The 17,527-nt window shown below is 53.1% G+C and carries 16 protein-coding genes; all 16 read right to left on the bottom strand.

The genetic code is table 11. The features are described 5' to 3' along the window. Nucleotides 1-50: 50 nt before the first annotated feature. Nucleotides 51-497, bottom strand: a complete 447-nt coding sequence (locus GGC63_RS23740) for a GNAT family N-acetyltransferase (protein WP_192704438.1) — start codon at nucleotides 495-497, stop codon at nucleotides 51-53. A 20-nt stretch (nucleotides 498-517) separates the two neighbouring features. Continuing rightward, nucleotides 518-1,006, bottom strand: a complete 489-nt coding sequence (locus GGC63_RS23735) for a GNAT family N-acetyltransferase (RefSeq protein WP_192704437.1) — start codon at nucleotides 1,004-1,006, stop codon at nucleotides 518-520. A gap of 3 nt (nucleotides 1,007-1,009) precedes the next feature. Then, entirely contained in the window at nucleotides 1,010-1,810 is an 801-nt protein-coding gene (locus GGC63_RS23730) for an alpha/beta hydrolase (protein ID WP_192704436.1), read from the bottom strand. 16 nt (nucleotides 1,811-1,826) lie between these two features. Next, nucleotides 1,827-2,606 carry an alpha/beta hydrolase gene (locus GGC63_RS23725; protein WP_192704435.1) on the bottom strand — a complete coding sequence of 260 codons (780 nt, stop codon included), beginning with the start codon at nucleotides 2,604-2,606 and terminating at the stop codon, nucleotides 1,827-1,829. Nucleotides 2,607-2,762: 156 nt separating this feature from the next. Next, nucleotides 2,763-3,413: a rhomboid family intramembrane serine protease gene (locus tag GGC63_RS23720; protein ID WP_225948447.1), complete on the bottom strand. Its 651-nt coding sequence runs from the start codon at nucleotides 3,411-3,413 to the stop codon at nucleotides 2,763-2,765. Nucleotides 3,414-3,613: 200 nt separating this feature from the next. Further along, complete coding sequence (locus tag GGC63_RS35215) at nucleotides 3,614-7,324, bottom strand: Ig-like domain-containing protein (protein WP_192704518.1); 3,711 nt, start codon at nucleotides 7,322-7,324, stop codon at nucleotides 3,614-3,616. A gap of 304 nt (nucleotides 7,325-7,628) precedes the next feature. Further along, nucleotides 7,629-8,552, bottom strand: a complete 924-nt coding sequence (rbsK, locus tag GGC63_RS23710) for a ribokinase (RefSeq protein ID WP_192704434.1) — start codon at nucleotides 8,550-8,552, stop codon at nucleotides 7,629-7,631. A 374-nt stretch (nucleotides 8,553-8,926) separates the two neighbouring features. Then, nucleotides 8,927-10,489: an amino acid permease gene (locus tag GGC63_RS23705; protein ID WP_192704433.1), complete on the bottom strand. Its 1,563-nt coding sequence runs from the start codon at nucleotides 10,487-10,489 to the stop codon at nucleotides 8,927-8,929. Between the two features lie 58 nt (nucleotides 10,490-10,547). Continuing rightward, nucleotides 10,548-10,676 (bottom strand): hypothetical protein, encoded by a 129-nt coding sequence (locus tag GGC63_RS34970; RefSeq protein WP_256865350.1) that lies wholly within the window; start codon nucleotides 10,674-10,676, stop codon nucleotides 10,548-10,550. A gap of 58 nt (nucleotides 10,677-10,734) precedes the next feature. Beyond that, on the bottom strand, nucleotides 10,735-11,664 hold the full coding sequence (eutC, locus tag GGC63_RS23700) for an ethanolamine ammonia-lyase subunit EutC (RefSeq protein ID WP_192704432.1): 930 nt from the start codon (nucleotides 11,662-11,664) through the stop codon (nucleotides 10,735-10,737). A 36-nt stretch (nucleotides 11,665-11,700) separates the two neighbouring features. Then, the gene (locus GGC63_RS23695) at nucleotides 11,701-13,062 is read right to left on the bottom strand and encodes an ethanolamine ammonia-lyase subunit EutB (RefSeq protein WP_079910906.1); all 1,362 of its coding nucleotides are present in this window, start codon (nucleotides 13,060-13,062) and stop codon (nucleotides 11,701-11,703) included. 4 nt (nucleotides 13,063-13,066) lie between these two features. Continuing rightward, on the bottom strand, nucleotides 13,067-14,560 hold the full coding sequence (locus GGC63_RS23690) for an ethanolamine ammonia-lyase reactivating factor EutA (RefSeq protein WP_192704431.1): 1,494 nt from the start codon (nucleotides 14,558-14,560) through the stop codon (nucleotides 13,067-13,069). A 4-nt stretch (nucleotides 14,561-14,564) separates the two neighbouring features. After that, nucleotides 14,565-15,164 (bottom strand): ANTAR domain-containing response regulator, encoded by a 600-nt coding sequence (locus GGC63_RS23685; RefSeq protein ID WP_192704430.1) that lies wholly within the window; start codon nucleotides 15,162-15,164, stop codon nucleotides 14,565-14,567. A 17-nt stretch (nucleotides 15,165-15,181) separates the two neighbouring features. Next, nucleotides 15,182-16,612, bottom strand: a complete 1,431-nt coding sequence (locus GGC63_RS23680) for a sensor histidine kinase (protein WP_192704429.1) — start codon at nucleotides 16,610-16,612, stop codon at nucleotides 15,182-15,184. Nucleotides 16,613-16,721: 109 nt separating this feature from the next. Next, a complete protein-coding gene (locus GGC63_RS23675) occupies nucleotides 16,722-17,174 on the bottom strand; it encodes a EutP/PduV family microcompartment system protein (protein ID WP_192704428.1) in 453 nt (150 codons plus the stop codon). Between the two features lie 4 nt (nucleotides 17,175-17,178). Further along, the gene (locus GGC63_RS23670) at nucleotides 17,179-17,520 is read right to left on the bottom strand and encodes a BMC domain-containing protein (RefSeq protein WP_079910911.1); all 342 of its coding nucleotides are present in this window, start codon (nucleotides 17,518-17,520) and stop codon (nucleotides 17,179-17,181) included. Between the last annotated feature and the right edge of the window lie 7 nt (nucleotides 17,521-17,527).

Here is a 17,527-nt window from a genome sequence, read left to right as displayed (position 1 = left end):
CTTCACTATACCATGATCGACCAGGTTTTGCTATAAGCTGCTCAAGCGGCCTAACGATACATTCCCATCTCATTGGTTGCCGTGAAACCCAAAGATTCATATAGAGGCCTTGCCGCATCCGTAGCCCCAAGCCTGTAGAGACGGATGTTTTGTTCTGCGAACCACGCAAGAACCTCCATCGTCAGAGCACGGGCATACCCTTTCCTTCGATACGCAGGCTCCACGTAGACATCAGCTATAAAGCCATATTGCTGCAGCTTGAGATAGCGGTACGGCGCATCGTTGCGGATAAAGCCTCCTGCGCATCCAACCATCGCTCCATCCTGCTCGATCACGAAATGCTGAGCCGTTCCGGCCCGGTACAGTTCCTTATAATCCGCTTCCACCAATCGGTCAAAATCGGGATGAAGTCTCGAAGCCATGCCGGATTCCTCGTACATTTGATACTTCAGCCTTACCAGAACCGGTATATCTTCTAGGGTTGCTTTTCTTATCACAGGGATATCCCTCCGCCTCGTTATAGCTTCAACATGTAGACATACACATCCACGAACTCGTCCTTAGGATTCCTGAATGCACCCTCCAGGGTTCCAGCGCGTCGAAAGCCCAGGCTTTCCCATAGCTGCACCGATCCAATATTAGTAGATACAACCGAGTTGAACTGCATCGCCCGATAGCTATGCTGCTTGGAGCTTTCGATGGAATGCTGTGCCAGCATTCTCCCGATGCCCTGCCGTCTGTAATCCTTGTGAACAGCGTACAAGGCGTTAGCCACATGGCTGCCTCTGCCTGAGGCATTATCATGAAGAATATAGAAACCCGCCACTACTCCAGTATCATGAACAGCGCAATATACCGCAAGCTGCCGCTTAATAATCTCATCGATCCGCTGTCTGGAGAACGGTTCCGTCCAATGGAAGCTCTCTCCTTCCTGAATGACTTGATTCCAGATTCGATGTATAGCGTCCAGATCCTGTTCCTGAAAGGCTCTAATGTGGGTACTCATTCGCTAAATCCCTATGTACCGCGAACCGCTCTTCTCCAGACCCAGCCAGCCGAGGAACCGGCCCAGCTCCATCTCCCAGAATTCCCAAGTATGGCCGTAGCCTTCCGCTTGATGGTACTCATATTGATAGGGATTGCCCTCAAGTCCCTGGAAGAAGTCTCTTACGATCTCATTCAAATCCAGCCAAGGGTCGAGACTGCCGCAGGCGTGATACACCTTCGGCAATGGGATATCCTTCCTGAGAGCTTCCCTGCCCAAATACTGCAGATCGTTCTCCGTCCCCCTCATATTGCCGTCGCCGAACAGATGAATCCGATCCTTAGCCTTGCGCGAGCCATCGTTGATAAAAACGACGTCCGTCTTGTCGCCGGCCGAGAACGCTCCTATCGCCCCGAAAACATCCGGCCGCGCAAGCCCTGCCTTCAGGCATCCGTAGCCCCCGTTAGAGAAGCCGGAGATCAGATTATCCTCACGGGCTTCCGATAGCCGTGGAAACATATGGCGCAGAATGCGCGGTAATTCATCAGTCAAGTAAGTAAAAAATCGCCCCCCGTGAGCCATATCCGTAAAACAAGAATTCAGCCCTCCCGGTACAATAAGCGCCAAGCCGTATTCCATGGCATACCGTTCCGCATTGCCCATGCGCAGCCAAGCCGATTCATCACCGGAGCCCCCGTGCAAAAGCCACAGCACCTTCAGCTTGCCGTTACCGGAATAGGGTGATTTCTCTTGAGGCAGCACCACATTCACCGTCATTTCCATCCCCAGAACCTCAGAGAAAAAATGCGTTTCGATTAAAGCCATCGTTGTCCCTCCTCCATCAACCTTCGCTAGATTTGCGCAGCGGCAGCCACTGCAGCACCCGTTCTATGCATGTATCCCAACATTTCCATTCATGGCCCCCCGGACCTTCCTCATAAGTAAGAGGCAGTCCCAAGGCTTTGACGTGATCTCTAAACCTTACATTGCCGTCATACAGAAAATCTTCCGTACCGCACCACATATATAAATCCGGACTAGCCTTCCCTGATTGGGAGAGGCTGCGGGCTGCAGTGAACAGATCGTTCACGCTTCCGCGGACCGATTCCTTGCTTCCGAATAGATCCTCTGCAAGATTCGGCGAGAGACGGTCGTACATATCAGAAACATCCACGGCTCCTGAGAAGGAAGCTGCAGAGCGGTACTTGTCAGCGGCAAGCAGACCTGCTTTCATGGCCCCATAACCGCCCATAGACAACCCTGCGATGAACCTGTCCTCCCTCAAGCTGGACAGGCGGAACTGCCTTTCGCAAATAGCAGGAAGCTCCTCTGTGATAAACTGAAAATAGTCACGGCCGTTCACCATATCCGTATACCAGCCTAAATGCCCGGCAGGCATGACAACGGCGAGCGGCAGCCGCTCTACGTACCGCTCTATACTGGTTCTTCTCATCCAGGCGGTATGATCGTCGCTCATTCCATGCAGTAAATACAAGGTTTGGTAAGGCCCCGGATCCTTTGTCCTGCGTGATCCTCCGGATACATGCTGGGGAAGAAGAACCTCCATGGGTACCGGCATGCGGAGCGTTTCGGAATGATAATGCATATGAAGCCAAGCCATTTGTGTGCCTCCTTTTCTGATTGCGCTTTCCAATTTAGTAGTAATTCTTCCCGGTCATGCAATGTCCTTTTTTTCCAGATAAAAAATAGCAGCAGCCGGGACGCTGTAGATAATCCTGTCCCGGCTGCCGCTATGTCATTAATACGGCCTCTTCTGTTATTGATAGTGCTCATCTTGATGAAGAACTTGCTCCTGCATGCTAGTTCTGCGCTTAATAAATAAGGTCAGAAGTGCGGTAACCAGCAGGCCACCGACGAATCCTCCTAAGTGTGCGTACAAGTCAACATTCGGCACCACGATAGAGTAAATAAATCCGATGACGACAATGATGCGTATCGTCTGTTTGGTCTGGTAATCAATCAAATCCTTGCGGAACACGGATAAATACAAGTAGGCGGCGTATACACCGTAGATGGCTCCCGACGCCCCCGCACCGATATAATAGTCCTTGTGCAGCCAAGCGCTGGCTATATTCCCGGCTATGCCGCACAAAAGATAAAACACCGCATAGCGAAAAGAACCCAGCATTCGCTCCAGCGGTGCTGCAAATACATAAATAGCAAAGCTGTTGAACAGCAAATGCTCGAAGCCGATATGAACGAAGATGGACGTTACATATCTCCACAGCTCCGGCTCCATTCGCGGAAGATCGAACATCGCTCCAAACCGGATCAGGGTCGAATTATCTTTCGATGATCCGTATATCGTCATTCCAGCCATAACCAGCAGCTGGATGACCAAAATGGCTGTATTCACCGGATACAGCCGAATGTATTGCTTTAAGCTCTCTGTTCTGCTAAACATCATGCCATCCCCTTCTGCGCCAAGTACCATCGTCACATCTATTATAGCTAAGATGCATTAAGGTTACACTTAAGCGCCCTTGTATGCAACAATACGTCGGAAAAAGAATGGAGTTTCATTCACACGGTTTTCTTCGACCATAAAAAAGCAAAAAGCTTAGCAGGCAGTCAACGACTGCCGTACTAAGCTTTTGCTCCGTACTATTATTTCTTTACTTCAACCGTGATCTTATCGCTTGTTACTGTTCCCGCGTCGTTAATCAGCTCTCCGACATACTGATACTTACCCGGCTTCCTTCCTTTTATCGCCGTAATTGCCGATTGAGCTTTAGGAGTTGCCTGCACAAGATTCTGGGTATCTATCAGGACTCCGTTCTCGTACAGCTTATAGGTTTTGCCGTTGGTCCCCCACCACAGATTCATTTGTACCTCATAATCCCCGTCACCGTCCCAGTTATTATGGGACAATACCGGCTTAGACGGCACTGCCTGGTTGACCTGCACCGTCACCGGTTCACAAGCCGTTGTTCCATGGCGATTGATCAACTCGCAAGTGTATTGATAAGTGCCGTTAGGCTTTCCGCTTATCACCGTCGACACTGTCTGGGCGTTCGGCGTTTGGTCGGTGAGCGTCTTCACATCTATCAGCTGACCGTTTTCGTACAGCTTGTAGACGGTTCCGTTGCTTCCCCACCATAGGTTCATCGTGATCCTGTAATCGCCGTCCTGTAGGCCGGTATCATGACCGTTATCACTGGATAACACTCCTTTGCCTGGTCCGCTGGCTGCCGGTCCGTCGGGAATCGTTATGTTCACCGCATATCGTGCGGTGACTCCCGAGCCGTCCGCGGCTTGAGCCTTCACGACAACCTCTCCCGATGCCAGGGCTGTAAGAACGCCATTGGCATCAATGGAAGCTAGCGAGGTGGCGGTGCCTTCAGGCGATTGAACGCTCCATACGATAGATTTGTCCGTTGCTGCATCCGGCTGTACGCGCGCGCTTAGCTTCAGGCTTTGTCCTGCGTCTACCTGTGCAGCGGAGGAAGTGATCGAAATACCGGCTGCTTTCATCGGGATGCGGTTCAAATGAGGTACAGGCGGAGCAGCCATTCCGTCTCCCAAGTAAAAGCTCGGATGCGGCGGTTGATTGTAACCGACGTTTTGCCATGCTATGGACAACCGGTATTCCGGATCGTCAAGCAGTGTGTACAGGCGATGAGAAGTCAGATCCGTCGTCGTATAAATGCGAAGCGCGCTGCTGTCCTCCGTACGCCAAATGGCTTCTTCACGCCAATCGCCGAATAAATCGGTTTGTAACGAAGGGGTTCCCTTGGTCGTATTGTTGGAATAGGTACCTGCAGCTGTCAACAGGTTAACCGACTTGCTGTTCATATAATCCCATTTGTCAATTTTACCTACTCCCACCGGATCGGTATACTTGTGGTCAAGCAGCTCGCGAAGCAAGTCTCCATCCCACCAGATGCCGAAGTTCACCGATGGACGGGAGGAGCTGATCTTCTCTCCCTTGGTGTTGTAGACACCTCCTGCATCCCCCGTGGCCCACATTTCCTCTCCGGGGTAACGCGGATCGATGTCGGCCGACATCCCTCTACCTACATCGTAATTTGTCGGAATGCCCCAGATGAGCTCCCCTGTCTCCGCATCGCGGAATTCCAGACCGGCAGGATTCGGGTATTCCTCGTGTACTCCGAAATATTCCATCCCCGGACGGTTCGGATCCAGGTCACCCAGATGCATCGCATCCCCGTGCCCAAGACCGGTGGAATACAATAGTTTCCCATTATCGTCTATGGCCATTGCTCCATACGTAATTTCATCTTTTCCATCATGATCGACGTCGGCGATAGAAAGATTATGGTTGCCTTGACCCGTATAACTTGCGTTCTCGGCATCATTCGTATCGAATTTCCACAGCTTGGTCAGCTTGCCATCCCGCCAATTATAGGCCACCAGCACGGTTCGGGTGTAGTATCCGCGCGCCATGATCAGGCTTGGCCGCTCTCCGTCCAAATAAGCGATCGCTGCCAAAAAGCGGTCTACCCGGTTGCCGTAGCTGTCTCCCCAGCTGGATACATTGCCGCGAGGCGGATCATAGTCGGTCGTCACCAATGCTTCCCCGGTCAGACCATCAAAAATAGTCAGGAATTCAGGCCCGCTTAAAATATATCCGCTGGAATTGCGGTAGTCCGCTTTGGCATTCCCGATAACCTGACCGGTTCCGTCTATGGTTCCGTCGGCTGTCTTGAATGCAACCTCCGCTTTGCCGTCACCGTCAAGATCATATACCATAAACTGGGTATAATGTGCGCCGGCACGGATGTTTCGTCCCAAATCGATGCGCCACAGCATCGTACCATCGAGCTTATACGCATCTACATACACATTTCCCGTATAACCGGATTGAGAGTTGTCTTTAGAGTTGGACGGATCCCATTTGACGATAAGTTCATATTTTCCATCCCCATCCAAATCCCCGATACTCGCATCATTGGCACTGTATGAATAAGCTTCTCCGGCAGGCGTCACGCCGTCGGCAGGCTTTTTCAAAGGAACATCGAGGTAGTTTTGGTTCCATACGCGGAAGGTTTCACCCTGCGATTCCTCGTTCCCGCGGACGACAGCCCGGATTTCATATTCGGATTGGAGCGTCCCTGCCGGATCCAGATAGTTGGTGCTGTCTGCAATAGGTGTGTCGTTCACCCTCTGCCCGTCCCGGTACAAATTAAAGGTCGTCGAAGGATCATCCGTCCCGAACAGACGCCAGCCGGTATAGACCCCGCCCTCTACTTTCACCGCGACCGGAGCACGGTCCAGGCTCTCCATCTGCCGCTTCAAAATGGTCATCACCGGCACAGCTAGAATCTCGGAACGGTTCGACAAGCCGCCGGAGTTGACCGCCGCCACATGATAGTAATAAGGCATCGTTGTGAAGACGCCGTTATCCACATAGGTTGTTTCCGCTGTGGTTCCTACCAGCTGGAAAGGTCCCTTTTCCGTCTTGGAGCGGTATACTTGATACTGCAGCGCCCGATCGACCGCGTTCCATCGGATAGCAAGCTGTTCCTTACCGGCCGATGCTACCGCTAAGCCCGCAGGCGCAGATGGAGCGGGAACCGACCTGTCCAGTACGGCGACTGTTATCGGTTGGCTCGGTGCCGACTCGATGTTTTTCGGCAGCAGCTGGGTCACCTGATATTGATAGGTGCCGCCAAGCTGTACGGTGCTATCCGTATAGGAGGGGCTTGTAGTACCCGCTATTTTGGCAAATTCGCCGCCTCCGTCCGATGAGCGGTACAGATCATATCCTGCCGCTCCATAGACCGCTTCCCATACCAGACTGACCGTCGGATGCAGGTCATACGTTACCGAGGTAACGGTCAGCCCTGCCGGCGCTTGCTTTGGGGTAATTTCAATGGCGTTCACGCGTCCGTCCTTGCTGAATTGAAAGGTCATTTGACCGTCGGTAAGCTGCACGTTCTTGGTCATTTCCGCATAGCTCCCTGTACCTGAAGAGAGCGTGCCCATGGAAACGCCTTCAATTTTGACGTCAGTTTTGTTCGATGCAATAGCATCCCCCGCAATGATTCGTACGGAGTAATCCCCGTTGGGCAAATCCACCTTGAAGGTGAAGTCCGAGGCAAGAATAAAATCACGAAGCAAAGGGTCGGACGTCCCCCGGTCCCGGTTATTTACCGTCTTATCCAAGCCGTACCCTCTTGCTGCGCTATAAATCATCGTATTGGAAACCTGAGTATACCCCGGGGCTACCGGGCTTGTATCGGATCCGAAGTCAAATTTGGAGCCCGAGGCTCCTGTTTGGGAAGCGGCACTTGCAAGTCCTATCCCGAAATTGCCGATTCCTGCAAACAGGGATACGGCCAGCGTAACAGCCATGAAAACGGACAAGCTTTTTTTGATTGCGTACAATGGATCTCCTCCTCAAGATTTTGTACAAGCTACTTTCGTTGTGTTGATCAATTATCGGCTTGTCTACCCGGTTTCTAAGAAAGCGGTCTCTTTCCTCCTTCGCTTCTGTATCGGTAAACCATGTGTCTTGTACAATGGTTTATGATAGCGTTTACATAATAGCACAAGCATCCATGCGAATCTTTACTCCTTGTTGCCTTGTTTACCTCAAAATTAATAAATTTTGTCAAAACAAAAAAAGAGCTGCCGAAGCAGCTCCGTCCGTATAAGCTTATTGATGCTGAGCCTGTAAAAAAGCTTCGATCTCCTCGCGTGAAGGGATAGATGCTTGAGCCCCTGCTCTGGACACAGCAATGGCAGAGGCGGCTGAAGCAAATTGAAGGCTGTCCTCCAAGGCTTGACCGGACAAATAGGCAGCCATGAAGCTTCCAATGAAGGTATCTCCGGCTGCTGTTGTATCGACAGCCTTTACCCGGAATGCCGATTGCTTAACCTCCTTCCCCTGCCGGTCCGCAAAGATACAGCCCTTCTCCCCCAATGTCAACAGCACCGATTGAGCGCCTTGTGCGAGCAGCGCTTCCACAGCTTGCTTATAAGAATCCGGCTGCTCCACATGGATACCCGTCAGCTGCTCCGCTTCGCTTTCATTCACGACGACAAGATCAATCAGCGGCCATACTTCTGAAGGAACAGGCGCTACCGGAGCCGGATTGTAGCAGGTGAACACACCATGGCTGCGGGCCAGCTTCAAGGCTTGAACGGTTGTTTCCCATGGAATTTCATTTTGCAACAGGAGTCCCTGCACGCCCTCAAAGCAACGAGAACCACGAAGCAGGTCGTCCGCGGAGAACTGGCCGTTTGCTCCTTCGGACAAAATGATATGATTCTCGCCGCTATTGTCGACGTTAATATAAGCAATACCGGAGCCCGTAGGCTTCCTTAGTATATTCTCCGTACGAACCCCCTTGCTCTGCAGCGATTCGATAAGCCGGGGACCGTAAGCATCCTCTCCGACCGCTCCGGCGAACGTCACTTCTGCACCTGCCATTGACACCGCTACCGCCTGATTCGCTCCCTTGCCTCCGGGAAAATAATCCGTGCTTAACCCTTTGACCGTCTCCCCCGGGACAGGCAGCTTCGTGACATGGGTCACAATATCCATATTTACACTTCCTACGACTAATAGCTTCGTCATAATAACCTCCAAGTCATTCTAATGCTCGTTGTGCAAACTGCTGATGAAGATATGCCGCTACCATTGTACCACCGGATCGATTCCGGTTAAAGAAGACGCCAAGAAAAGAAAAAACAGCCGTTCAGGCTGTTGGGTCTGTTGAAAAACTTATAAAGCTTGAACATTAACAGTAATACACCGGTGGGGTATGCCCCTTCAGCCACTGTTGAAACCCGTGAAATAGGATTAGATTTTGCGGTATTTTCACGGGTTTCAAAGGTGGACGTAAACTCCTCCAAGGCATACTCCACTTCCATATGTAGCATAGTTCTCGCAAAACAGGGTTTTTCAACAACCCGACAGCCATCCGGGCTGTTTAATAGAGACAAAAAGGTTCAAGCCTTATGGCTCATACCCGGACCTGAGGAAGAGCCGCTGTCAAGCTCTCTTTCACGCCGAAGAATTTCCTCCATGGATGTGTTCAAAGCCGCCTGGGGACCCGGGAAATGGTTCTTATAATATGCCAGATCCATAATGACCAGAACGATCAGCATAGCCGCCAACGCATAGCCAGCCGTCTCGTTCGGCGGAATGACCATCATAATGCAAATAAATACGATCCAGATGAGAGAAACGATCGATATGGCATCGCTGTATTTGCCCAGATTCCACGGACCCAGATGCTTTTCCTGGAATCTTCCGCTAGCCTTCGCTCTAAGCTTCAGCCAAATAGGAATACCATAGGCTACATATAAGCCGACGACGCTCACTGCGGTCAAGAAAGCGATCGTTGTATACTTTGCGTCTGGGTTAGCAAGCTTGATGAGGTAATCGACAAAGGCGAGCAGGAACGAGAGTACAATAGCCAGCCAGATGGCTTTGGCCGGAGTGCGGAATTTCTTGGAGATTTGCGCCCATTGACGGCTGAATGGCATCCCTTTGTCCCGGGAAAATGCGTACATCATCCGTGAGAACGAAGTGATGGAGGACAGCCCGCAGAACCACATAGCCGCTGTAACGAGCCATAACACAATGGAACCGAACGTACCGCCGAGCGCCTGACTGATGACATAGATGAACGCATTATCGGACCCTGTGGCCGCCCCTGCATCCTTGATCGACAAGGTAACGAAGGCCAGCATGAGGAACCCGATGACGAACGAATAAGCGACGGAGGTAAAAATCCCCCAAGGGGCGCGTACGCGAGGATTAATCGTCTCTTCAATGGTATGCGCCGAGGCGTCATATCCGGTAAACGTCCACTGCGCCTGCAAAAGCCCGATCAGGAAGGCGAACATATACGGCTTGTCGGAGAACGTCTCACCAACCTTGAACAAGTAGTCGAAGCTGTTCAAGCCTCCCTTGGTGAAAAAGGCAAGTGAAACGACCAGCACCGCCACGATGATAATATGGTACCAAGCCGAAAAATCATTCAGTTTCGCTACGATACGTATCCCGATATGGTTTAGAATGCCGTGGGTCAGCAGGATGACCGTAAATGCAATCAACACGGTTGTATTGTCCGAGGTATAGCCGAACACACTGCCGAGAAGCGGGTCGGCAAACAGCGCCACCGAATAATCGATCCCTGCGACAATGCCGATTTGTCCGATCAGATTGATCCAGGCTGTGTACCAGCCCCACCGCTTGTTTTTCAGAATCGCCGCCCAATGGTACAGCGCGCCTGCCGTAGGAATAGCGGACGCCAGCTCTGCCATCGCAGCGGCCACGAACATGACGAACAGTGCGACGATCGGCCAGCCGAAGCCCATCATTCCCGGACCGCCGTAAGTCAGCCCATGCCCGTATAGGGAAACGGCACCGGTAAGAATGGAAATGATCGAGAAGGAAATGGCGAAGTTGGAAAAGCCGCCCATGCTGCGAAGAAGCTCCTGTGCGTAACCGAACTTGTTTAAATCTTGTTTGTCCTTATCGTGGTGATGAGATTGTACACTCATGGATTCAACCTCCTCCTAAGGATAACGTCTGATTGTCGTTGCCGGTTGACGTGAGATTTTACTTGCCCAAGAAGCTTTCGTGCTCGCTTTCTTTGTAATTACGGATATTGTTGTTGGCTATTCGGACAATACCTAGAGCAAACAGGCAGGCAATGAGAATAATAATGACTCCAATGACTGTGGACATGGAAGGTCACCTCCTTACTGGAAGATGGGTAACTAATCAGCTGGACCAGTCTGACCGCTTACAGCTCCATGTTCACACCGCTGGCCTGCTGCTCAATCATCGTTTTAAGCAACGTTCCGATATGTGCCCCCGCCTCGACCGGAGGAGTCCCTCCACGATGAATGTTAGAGATAACGGTGCGCTCGCTTTCCACGGTCCCTTTGCGCGGACGAAAGCACATATAGGCGCTCATCGACTGGGACGAAACAAGCCCCGGTCTTTCCCCGATCAACAGTACAAGCACTTCCGGCTGCAGGAGCTCTCCAATATGATCCATCACCGCAACCCGTCCGCCGCGAACGAAGAAGCGAGTCCCCGCCTTCAAGCCGTAAGAAGCAAGAGAATCGAGCAGGGAGGGGTAAACATCCGGCAGGTTGGCGTCGATAGCGTTAGCGCTCAGGCCATCCGAAACCACAATTTGAACCTGCGGCTTCATGACGCACCGGCTCCGAATCAGCTCGACGCCTTGCGGAGTAATCATCCGTCCCCGATCCGGCCGTTTCAAGTAATTATCCGTATTCTCATAATACGTTTCGACCTGAAACAAGCCGAAAGCATCCAGCAGCGACGAGCTGACTTCCCCATAGATCGAATCGACGGCCGCAGCATGGTCGCAGCGGAACTTCAGCATTTCTTTGGTCAAGGCCCGTGTCCCTGTGCGCCATACACCGATTCTAGCTGGAGTGCTGGATAACAGCTCGGTCATCCCTTCTTTCCATTTCGGATGAGGTACGTGAGAGACCGCCTCCATCGTCATCTCCTCTTCACCTGCGGCAGAGTCGGACTCCCGATCCGCAGCATCGCTGATGCCGAGGTTATTATAGAAGCCTGCCGCCGATGATGGAGCAGCAGCATCGCTGACAATCGGCTTATCCTCCAACAGCTGCCTCTTCTCCAGCTGCGCCATGACCTGATCGACCAATAGCTCCAACGGAATCGTTCGATTCATCCTCCTGCTCCTTTCCTCTCGGATTTGGTTTATTCACTACATGAAGATCGTGGGGTCGCCGGCACTCGGGGTCAATCTGCCATTCTCCATAATGCCCATTCGTACCAGCCATTGCTCAAATTCAGGAGCAGGACGAAGACCCATCATTTCACGCAGTGTCGCTATATCGTGATAGCTCGTCGATTGGTAATTTAGCATGCAGTCGTCCGCCATCGGCACGCCGATCAAGTAATTGACACCCGCGGCCGCCAGCAGTACGGCCAAATTATCCATATCATTCTGATCTGCTTTCATATGATTGGTATAGCATACGTCAACGCCCATCGGCAGCTGCTGCAGCTTCCCCATAAAATGATCCTCCAGACCGGCGCGAATGACCTGCTTGGCGTCGTACAAATATTCAGGTCCGATGAAGCCGACTACGGTATTCACGATGAAGGGTTTATATTTTCGGGCCAGACCGTAACAGCGGGATTCCAGCGTTACCTGATCGATCCCGTGATGCGCCTCTGCAGACAATTCGGAGCCCTGCCCGGTCTCGAAGTACCACAGGTTCGGTCCGGTTCCCGTGCCTTCCTTTCGGATCAGGTCATCGGCCTCATCCAGCAGCCCGACATGAATGCCGAAAGCTTTGTTGCCGTCCTCGGTCCCGGCAAGGCTTTGAAAAATCATATCCGCCGGAGCTCCCTGACGGATCGCCCTCATCTGCGTTTTCACATGCGCCAATACGCAGTTTTGAGTAGGGATCTGCCACTTGCTCATCACCTCTTTGGTTGTGAGCAGGATCTCTTTCACGCTCTCCGCCGTATCGATAACGGGGTTAATGCCCAGTACCGCATCGCCGATTCCATAGCTCAATGCCTCAAACAAGGACGCCTTAATTCCCTGGATATTGTCTGTCGGATGGTTCGGCTGCGCCCTGCCCGCCAGGACGCCCTTTTGCCCTATCGTAATGTTGCAATGACTCGTCACTTCCATCTTGGATGCAGCCTGAATCAGATCGAGATTGCTCATCAGCTTGGCTGCGGCTGCCACCATTTCACTCGTCAGCCCTCTGCTGATTCGGCGAAGCTCGCTGCCGCCCGTTTCCTGCCTAAGAACATATTCCCGCAGCTCGGCTACGGTCCAGCCTCGAATTTCGGCATAGATCTTCTCATTTACGGCCTCTTCGATCACTTTGGAGACCTCATCGGTTTCCGGGGGCAGCAGCGGATGATTGCGAATGTCTCCCAGCGTCAGATCCGCCAGCACCAGCTTCGCAGCCATTCTCTCCTTCGCGTCCCGGGCCGCAATGCCGGCCAATTGATCGCCGGATTTCTCTTCATTGGCCTTGGCCAGCACTTCCTTCAAGTCCTTGAATTGAAACGTTGTGCCGTGCAAAGCAACCTTCAGCTTCACTCGTCTACCTCCTGTTCCCGCCGTGGAAGGCTAAGGTTTTGACCACTACCGGGATCATCATGCCTCCGATCGGCTCTCCCAGATCGATATAATCGCCGTGCTCCACCGTTATTTGATCGATGCAGATGATATCGGGCCTTCCGCCGCTATGCCTGGCCAGAGATTGGCCCAGCGCCTTGGCGATATCGTTCGCACAAATAACCGCCATGACCTTGCTCTCGGGAAAATACCGCTTATAGCCCTCCACAAGAAGTGCGGACAATCGCTGAAGGACTGCGTAGCTCCAGTACTTCTGAGCGGGAAGAGCTACCGCGATGGAGGCTGATGCGGCGTCATTACGCTCATACAGGCTTGAAGCGGCAGCCATCGCATGATCGATAGGCTGCTCCAGCAGTCCGGGCCGATCCAAAGCTTCAGCCGCAAGCTCCAGCTTCACCACCGGCACGTTGCGAATCGGCAGCAGCTTCTCATCCACATGAACGGTTGCCCCGCTGATCTCCGTGCTCTGCATACCGGCTCCAATCACGGTAGCCCTCACCGTTTCCTCGGCCTGGATCAACCGAAGCCCGGAGGCTTCCAAGCATTCCTTCATTGCGTGTGCCAGCAGCGGGCCTATATCTCCGTGAACCGCAGTCTGCTCCAAAGTGAGGGGCTTCGGCAGAGCCATAAGTCTGCCCACACCGCCGGAGATCATCCATTCCTCCACCGGCGGAAGGACAGGAAGCGGGCGTCCGAGCACCAGCTTGAGCGTGTCCTCCTTCATCGGCTCTTGCGTCATCGGGCACAGCAAGCCTTCCAGGAGAGTCTGGCACATGCCTGTGCATATTTGCTTCAGCAGCCCGTAGCTAACGGTTTGACCGGGTTCCAGCTGGAACCCGTTAGCGTCCAGCCATGGCTTCAAGGCCCCGGATACAGCCGTAACGGTTCCTCTGCGATCCAGCTCGATTAAACGGCCCCCGACGTGAAAGGTCATCGTCCCTGCCGGGCGGCCTCTTTGAAAGATTGCCGCATTAGCCGTCCCGCCGCCGATATCGATATTCACGACGGCTCCGCGGGTATGCCTGGAGCGCTGCTCGGCACCCGCTCCCTTCCCCGCCAGCAGCCCCTCCAGATCAGGGCCTGCTGCAGCTACGACAAAATCGCCTGCACGCTCCGCGAGCAGATGGACGATTTGTCTTGCATTGGCTTTAGTAGCGGTCTCTCCAGTAATGATGACCGCTCCCGATTTCAGCTCGCTTGCGCGTACTCCTGCCCGCGCATAGTCCTCAGCCAGCAGCTCCCCGATCCGTTCCGCATCGATCTCATCGGCGCTTATCAAAGGAGTGCCGTAGATGGGACTTGCATACAGCAGCTCTCTTTCGACGATATCATACCTCGGCAGGCTCAACGCGCCGGAGGTTCGGGCCAGTCTCAGACGGCTGATAATCATCTTGGTCGTGCTTGTTCCTATATCGATTCCTACACTGGTGATCCAGTGCTCTCCACTGCGGTTATCCATACCCTCACCCGTTTCTCGCCGTCAGAAACCCAATCTCCGGGCCTTCCGCAAGCAGCTGCTCAGCGAGCTTGCCCAAGGAAATTCTTGCTGCCATACTGGCATCGCGCAGTCTACGGTAAGCTTCCTCCTCTTCCAGGGCGTAAACTTTCATCAGCATGCCTTTGACCTTCTCTATGCGTTTGCGGTCCTCGAGAGATTGCCTAAGCTCCTCCAAATCTTTTTTCAAGCCGTCGATGCGTTCCTTCTGGCTCAAGGCAATCTCTACCGCCGGGATCAAATCCTCCTCCGAGACCGGCTTGACGAGATATGCGGCCACTCCCGCGCTTTTGGCGTCCTGCACGAGCTCTTTCTGACTGTAAGCCGTCAGCAGCAGCACGGAGGTGTCCTGCATTTTGCGGATGATCCGGGAAGCCTTGATCCCGTTCATAACCGGCATCTTGACATCCATGATGACAAGATCGGGCTTCAGCCTGGCTACGAGCGCGACAGCCTCCTCGCCATTCTTCGCTTCCCCGGCTACCGCGTAGCCTTCCTCCTCGAGCATTTCGCGGATATCCATGCGAATAATCGGATCGTCGTCAACAACGACAATGGTATGCTTCATAGCTGCAGCCCTCCCAACTATGCTTTCGCAAGCGAAAATGTAAGCTGAACCTCCGTACCGCTCCCGTCTGACGTTATGCTCATCCTGCCGCCGAGATTTTCGTTGACGAGCGTCTCCGTTATTTTGAGACCCAAATGTCCCTTCGGGTCAGTCCGCTTCTCCGAACGGATGCCGACTCCGTTGTCAGCCACCCTTACGGTCACAATCTGACCGCTGCGCCGAAGAGCGATATCGATCTCCCCGCTCTCTCTGTCCGCGAAGGCATGCACCACGCAGTTTTGTATGAGCTCATTGACGACCAGAGCAAGAGTTGTCGCCATATCCGAAGGCAGCGTCAGCTCATCACCACATAGGTGGACGCGGATGCTTTGATCCGGCTTCGCCGTTGAGGAGACGATATTTTTTGCGATCCGGTCCACCACATCGATGAAGCGAATCGTATCCAGTCCGTCAAAGGCAAGCATTTCATGAATAATTGCGATGCTGTTGATCCGGTTTATGCTGTCGCGATACACAGTCTTCACTTCGTCCAGCTTCGTTCTGCGCATTTGCAGGCGGAGAAGGCTCGAGACCGTCTGCAGATTATTCTTCACCCTATGGTGGATTTCCTTAATGACGGCGGATTTCATCATAAGCTGCTTATCCTTTTCTCTCAAATCCGAGACGTCCCGAACCAGCATCAGACCTCCGACCACTCGTTGTCCCTTGTAGATGGATACCGCCTTTAGCTCGAAGGCCGTCACTCCAAGCTGAATGTCTTCATGAAAAATCCCCCTATGTCCAACCACCGATTGGCTCTCCAAACGGTCGTAAAAAAGCTCTGCCAGCGTCTTTCCCTTCAGCAAGCCTGCGTGACCGATCTCCCTCAGCATGAGGACGGCCCGCGGATTCGTATAGGTAACCCGCTCCATCTCATCAAACAAAATGATGCCTTCATGCATCAGCATCGGCATGCTGCCTTCGGACATGGCCATCTTAAGGAGCGTCTCGCTCAGCTGCTCCGTCGTCTCCATCAGATGCTCCACGTGCTTTTCCTGCTCCAGTCTCTCGGAGATGTCCTGTTCCATAATCAAGGCACCTATTACCCTTCCCTCGGCTTGGGCCCGAATAGGGACCACATGCTGCTGCATCGCAATATGCTCCTGCGAGATTCCCCGCGAGCCGATGACCGGCTGGCCGGAAAGCAGGCAGTACATGACGGCAGGCTCGTTATGCGCATAGGCCAGCTGACCGATCACCGACGTCTTGTACAAGGAAGGGGCGGTGGCAGGATGCGCCTGTGCGACAACGAGCGCCGTCCCTGCATCAGGCAGCGGGCAATCGATGAATACATCGGATTGCGAGACATCGGCGATGAGCTGCAAGTGGCGGGCCATATCCTCGATAACCGCCGTTTCTTCCAGGCTTAACAAGGTGCGCTCCTTACACATTGCTGTGATTGATATCATCGGGAATCCCACATCGCTTTCATGATTTGTGATCCAATGACTCCATTGTCACATAATAGACACATTTTAGGAAGACATCCCCTTGGAACAGCCTTCTTCGTTTTTCCGGCTACATTTTCCCGGACGGATTCACGAACGGCATCAGCCTGTTCCTCAACGCTTCGATTCCCTCGCCGGTAGCAGATGAAGTCAAGAAAATATCCCCTTCAGGCAAGGATTGCCGAAGGAGGGCTACCGCCTTAGCCGAATCCGCTTGCGGATGATCCGTCTTCGTGACGGCCCCTAGCGCCGGTATCGGGAAGCCCCCGGCAAATCCGGGAGGCAAGTAGCTGCGCGTTCGCGTCGCATCCTGAATCAGCAGGATCGCCGCGGCCTGATGGGAGGTAGCCATTAACGATCGGTAATACATCGGGTTCTCACTGTATTCTCCGGGCGTATCGATGATCCATTCCCGATAAACCAGGCTTTGCGTCTTGACAGCCGGCCCGCTCTCGCCAAACAGGGCTTTGACCAGGGTCGATTTTCCGGCTCCGACAGCACCGATGATCATCACTTTTTTCATCGCTTTACGACCTCGTCAGCGGAGCGATGGAAAATTGCAGCTTTTCCTGCAAAAAGCCGTTGACCGCCACCACGGCCATTTCTACAGCCGCTACATCCCCGACAATCACTAGCGAGCCTGTAAAACGGTCCAGATACCCGATATCCACATTGGCGGCCTTCGTCGCAATATCGGCGGCGATAATGGCCGTTTCCGTCGGTGTCAGGGTCAATATCCCTAAGGCATTCGCCTTTTCAATGCCAAGCTTCGTATATAATACCGGGTCGGGGTTGGCGATGACATGAGCCAACGTAAGCTGCTTGCCCGGCACGTATTCCTGTATAACCCGCTGCTTCGGCTGCTCCATGTCCGTC

It is taken from the genome of Paenibacillus sp. OAS669 (genome assembly GCF_014873645.1).
GTDB classification, from domain to species: Bacteria; Bacillota; Bacilli; order Paenibacillales; family NBRC-103111; genus Paenibacillus_S; species Paenibacillus_S vulneris.
Note: the sequence above shows the minus strand (reverse complement) of the source record. Positions and strands in the feature narration are given on the sequence as shown.

Excerpts from the sequence above, each read along its gene's own strand:
- GGC63_RS23675 (WP_192704428.1), bottom strand. The coding sequence starts at position 17,174 with ATGAAAAAAGTGATGATCATCGGTGCTGTCGGAGCCGGAAAATCGACC.
- GGC63_RS23680 (WP_192704429.1), bottom strand. The coding sequence starts at position 16,612 with ATGATATCAATCACAGCAATGTGTAAGGAGCGCACCTTGTTAAGCCTG.
- GGC63_RS23685 (WP_192704430.1), bottom strand. The coding sequence starts at position 15,164 with ATGAAGCATACCATTGTCGTTGTTGACGACGATCCGATTATTCGCATG.
- rbsK (WP_192704434.1), bottom strand. The coding sequence starts at position 8,552 with ATGACGAAGCTATTAGTCGTAGGAAGTGTAAATATGGATATTGTGACC.
- GGC63_RS23725 (WP_192704435.1), bottom strand. The coding sequence starts at position 2,606 with ATGGCTTGGCTTCATATGCATTATCATTCCGAAACGCTCCGCATGCCG.
- GGC63_RS23720 (WP_225948447.1), bottom strand. The coding sequence starts at position 3,413 with ATGATGTTTAGCAGAACAGAGAGCTTAAAGCAATACATTCGGCTGTAT.
- GGC63_RS35215 (WP_192704518.1), bottom strand. The coding sequence starts at position 7,324 with ATGGCTGTTACGCTGGCCGTATCCCTGTTTGCAGGAATCGGCAATTTC.
- GGC63_RS23690 (WP_192704431.1), bottom strand. The coding sequence starts at position 14,560 with ATGGATAACCGCAGTGGAGAGCACTGGATCACCAGTGTAGGAATCGAT.
- GGC63_RS23735 (WP_192704437.1), bottom strand. The coding sequence starts at position 1,006 with ATGAGTACCCACATTAGAGCCTTTCAGGAACAGGATCTGGACGCTATA.
- eutC (WP_192704432.1), bottom strand. The coding sequence starts at position 11,664 with ATGAATCGAACGATTCCGTTGGAGCTATTGGTCGATCAGGTCATGGCG.
- GGC63_RS23730 (WP_192704436.1), bottom strand. The coding sequence starts at position 1,810 with ATGGCTTTAATCGAAACGCATTTTTTCTCTGAGGTTCTGGGGATGGAA.
- GGC63_RS23705 (WP_192704433.1), bottom strand. The coding sequence starts at position 10,489 with ATGAGTGTACAATCTCATCACCACGATAAGGACAAACAAGATTTAAAC.
- GGC63_RS34970 (WP_256865350.1), bottom strand. The coding sequence starts at position 10,676 with ATGTCCACAGTCATTGGAGTCATTATTATTCTCATTGCCTGCCTGTTT.
- GGC63_RS23670 (WP_079910911.1), bottom strand. The coding sequence starts at position 17,520 with ATGGAGCAGCCGAAGCAGCGGGTTATACAGGAATACGTGCCGGGCAAG.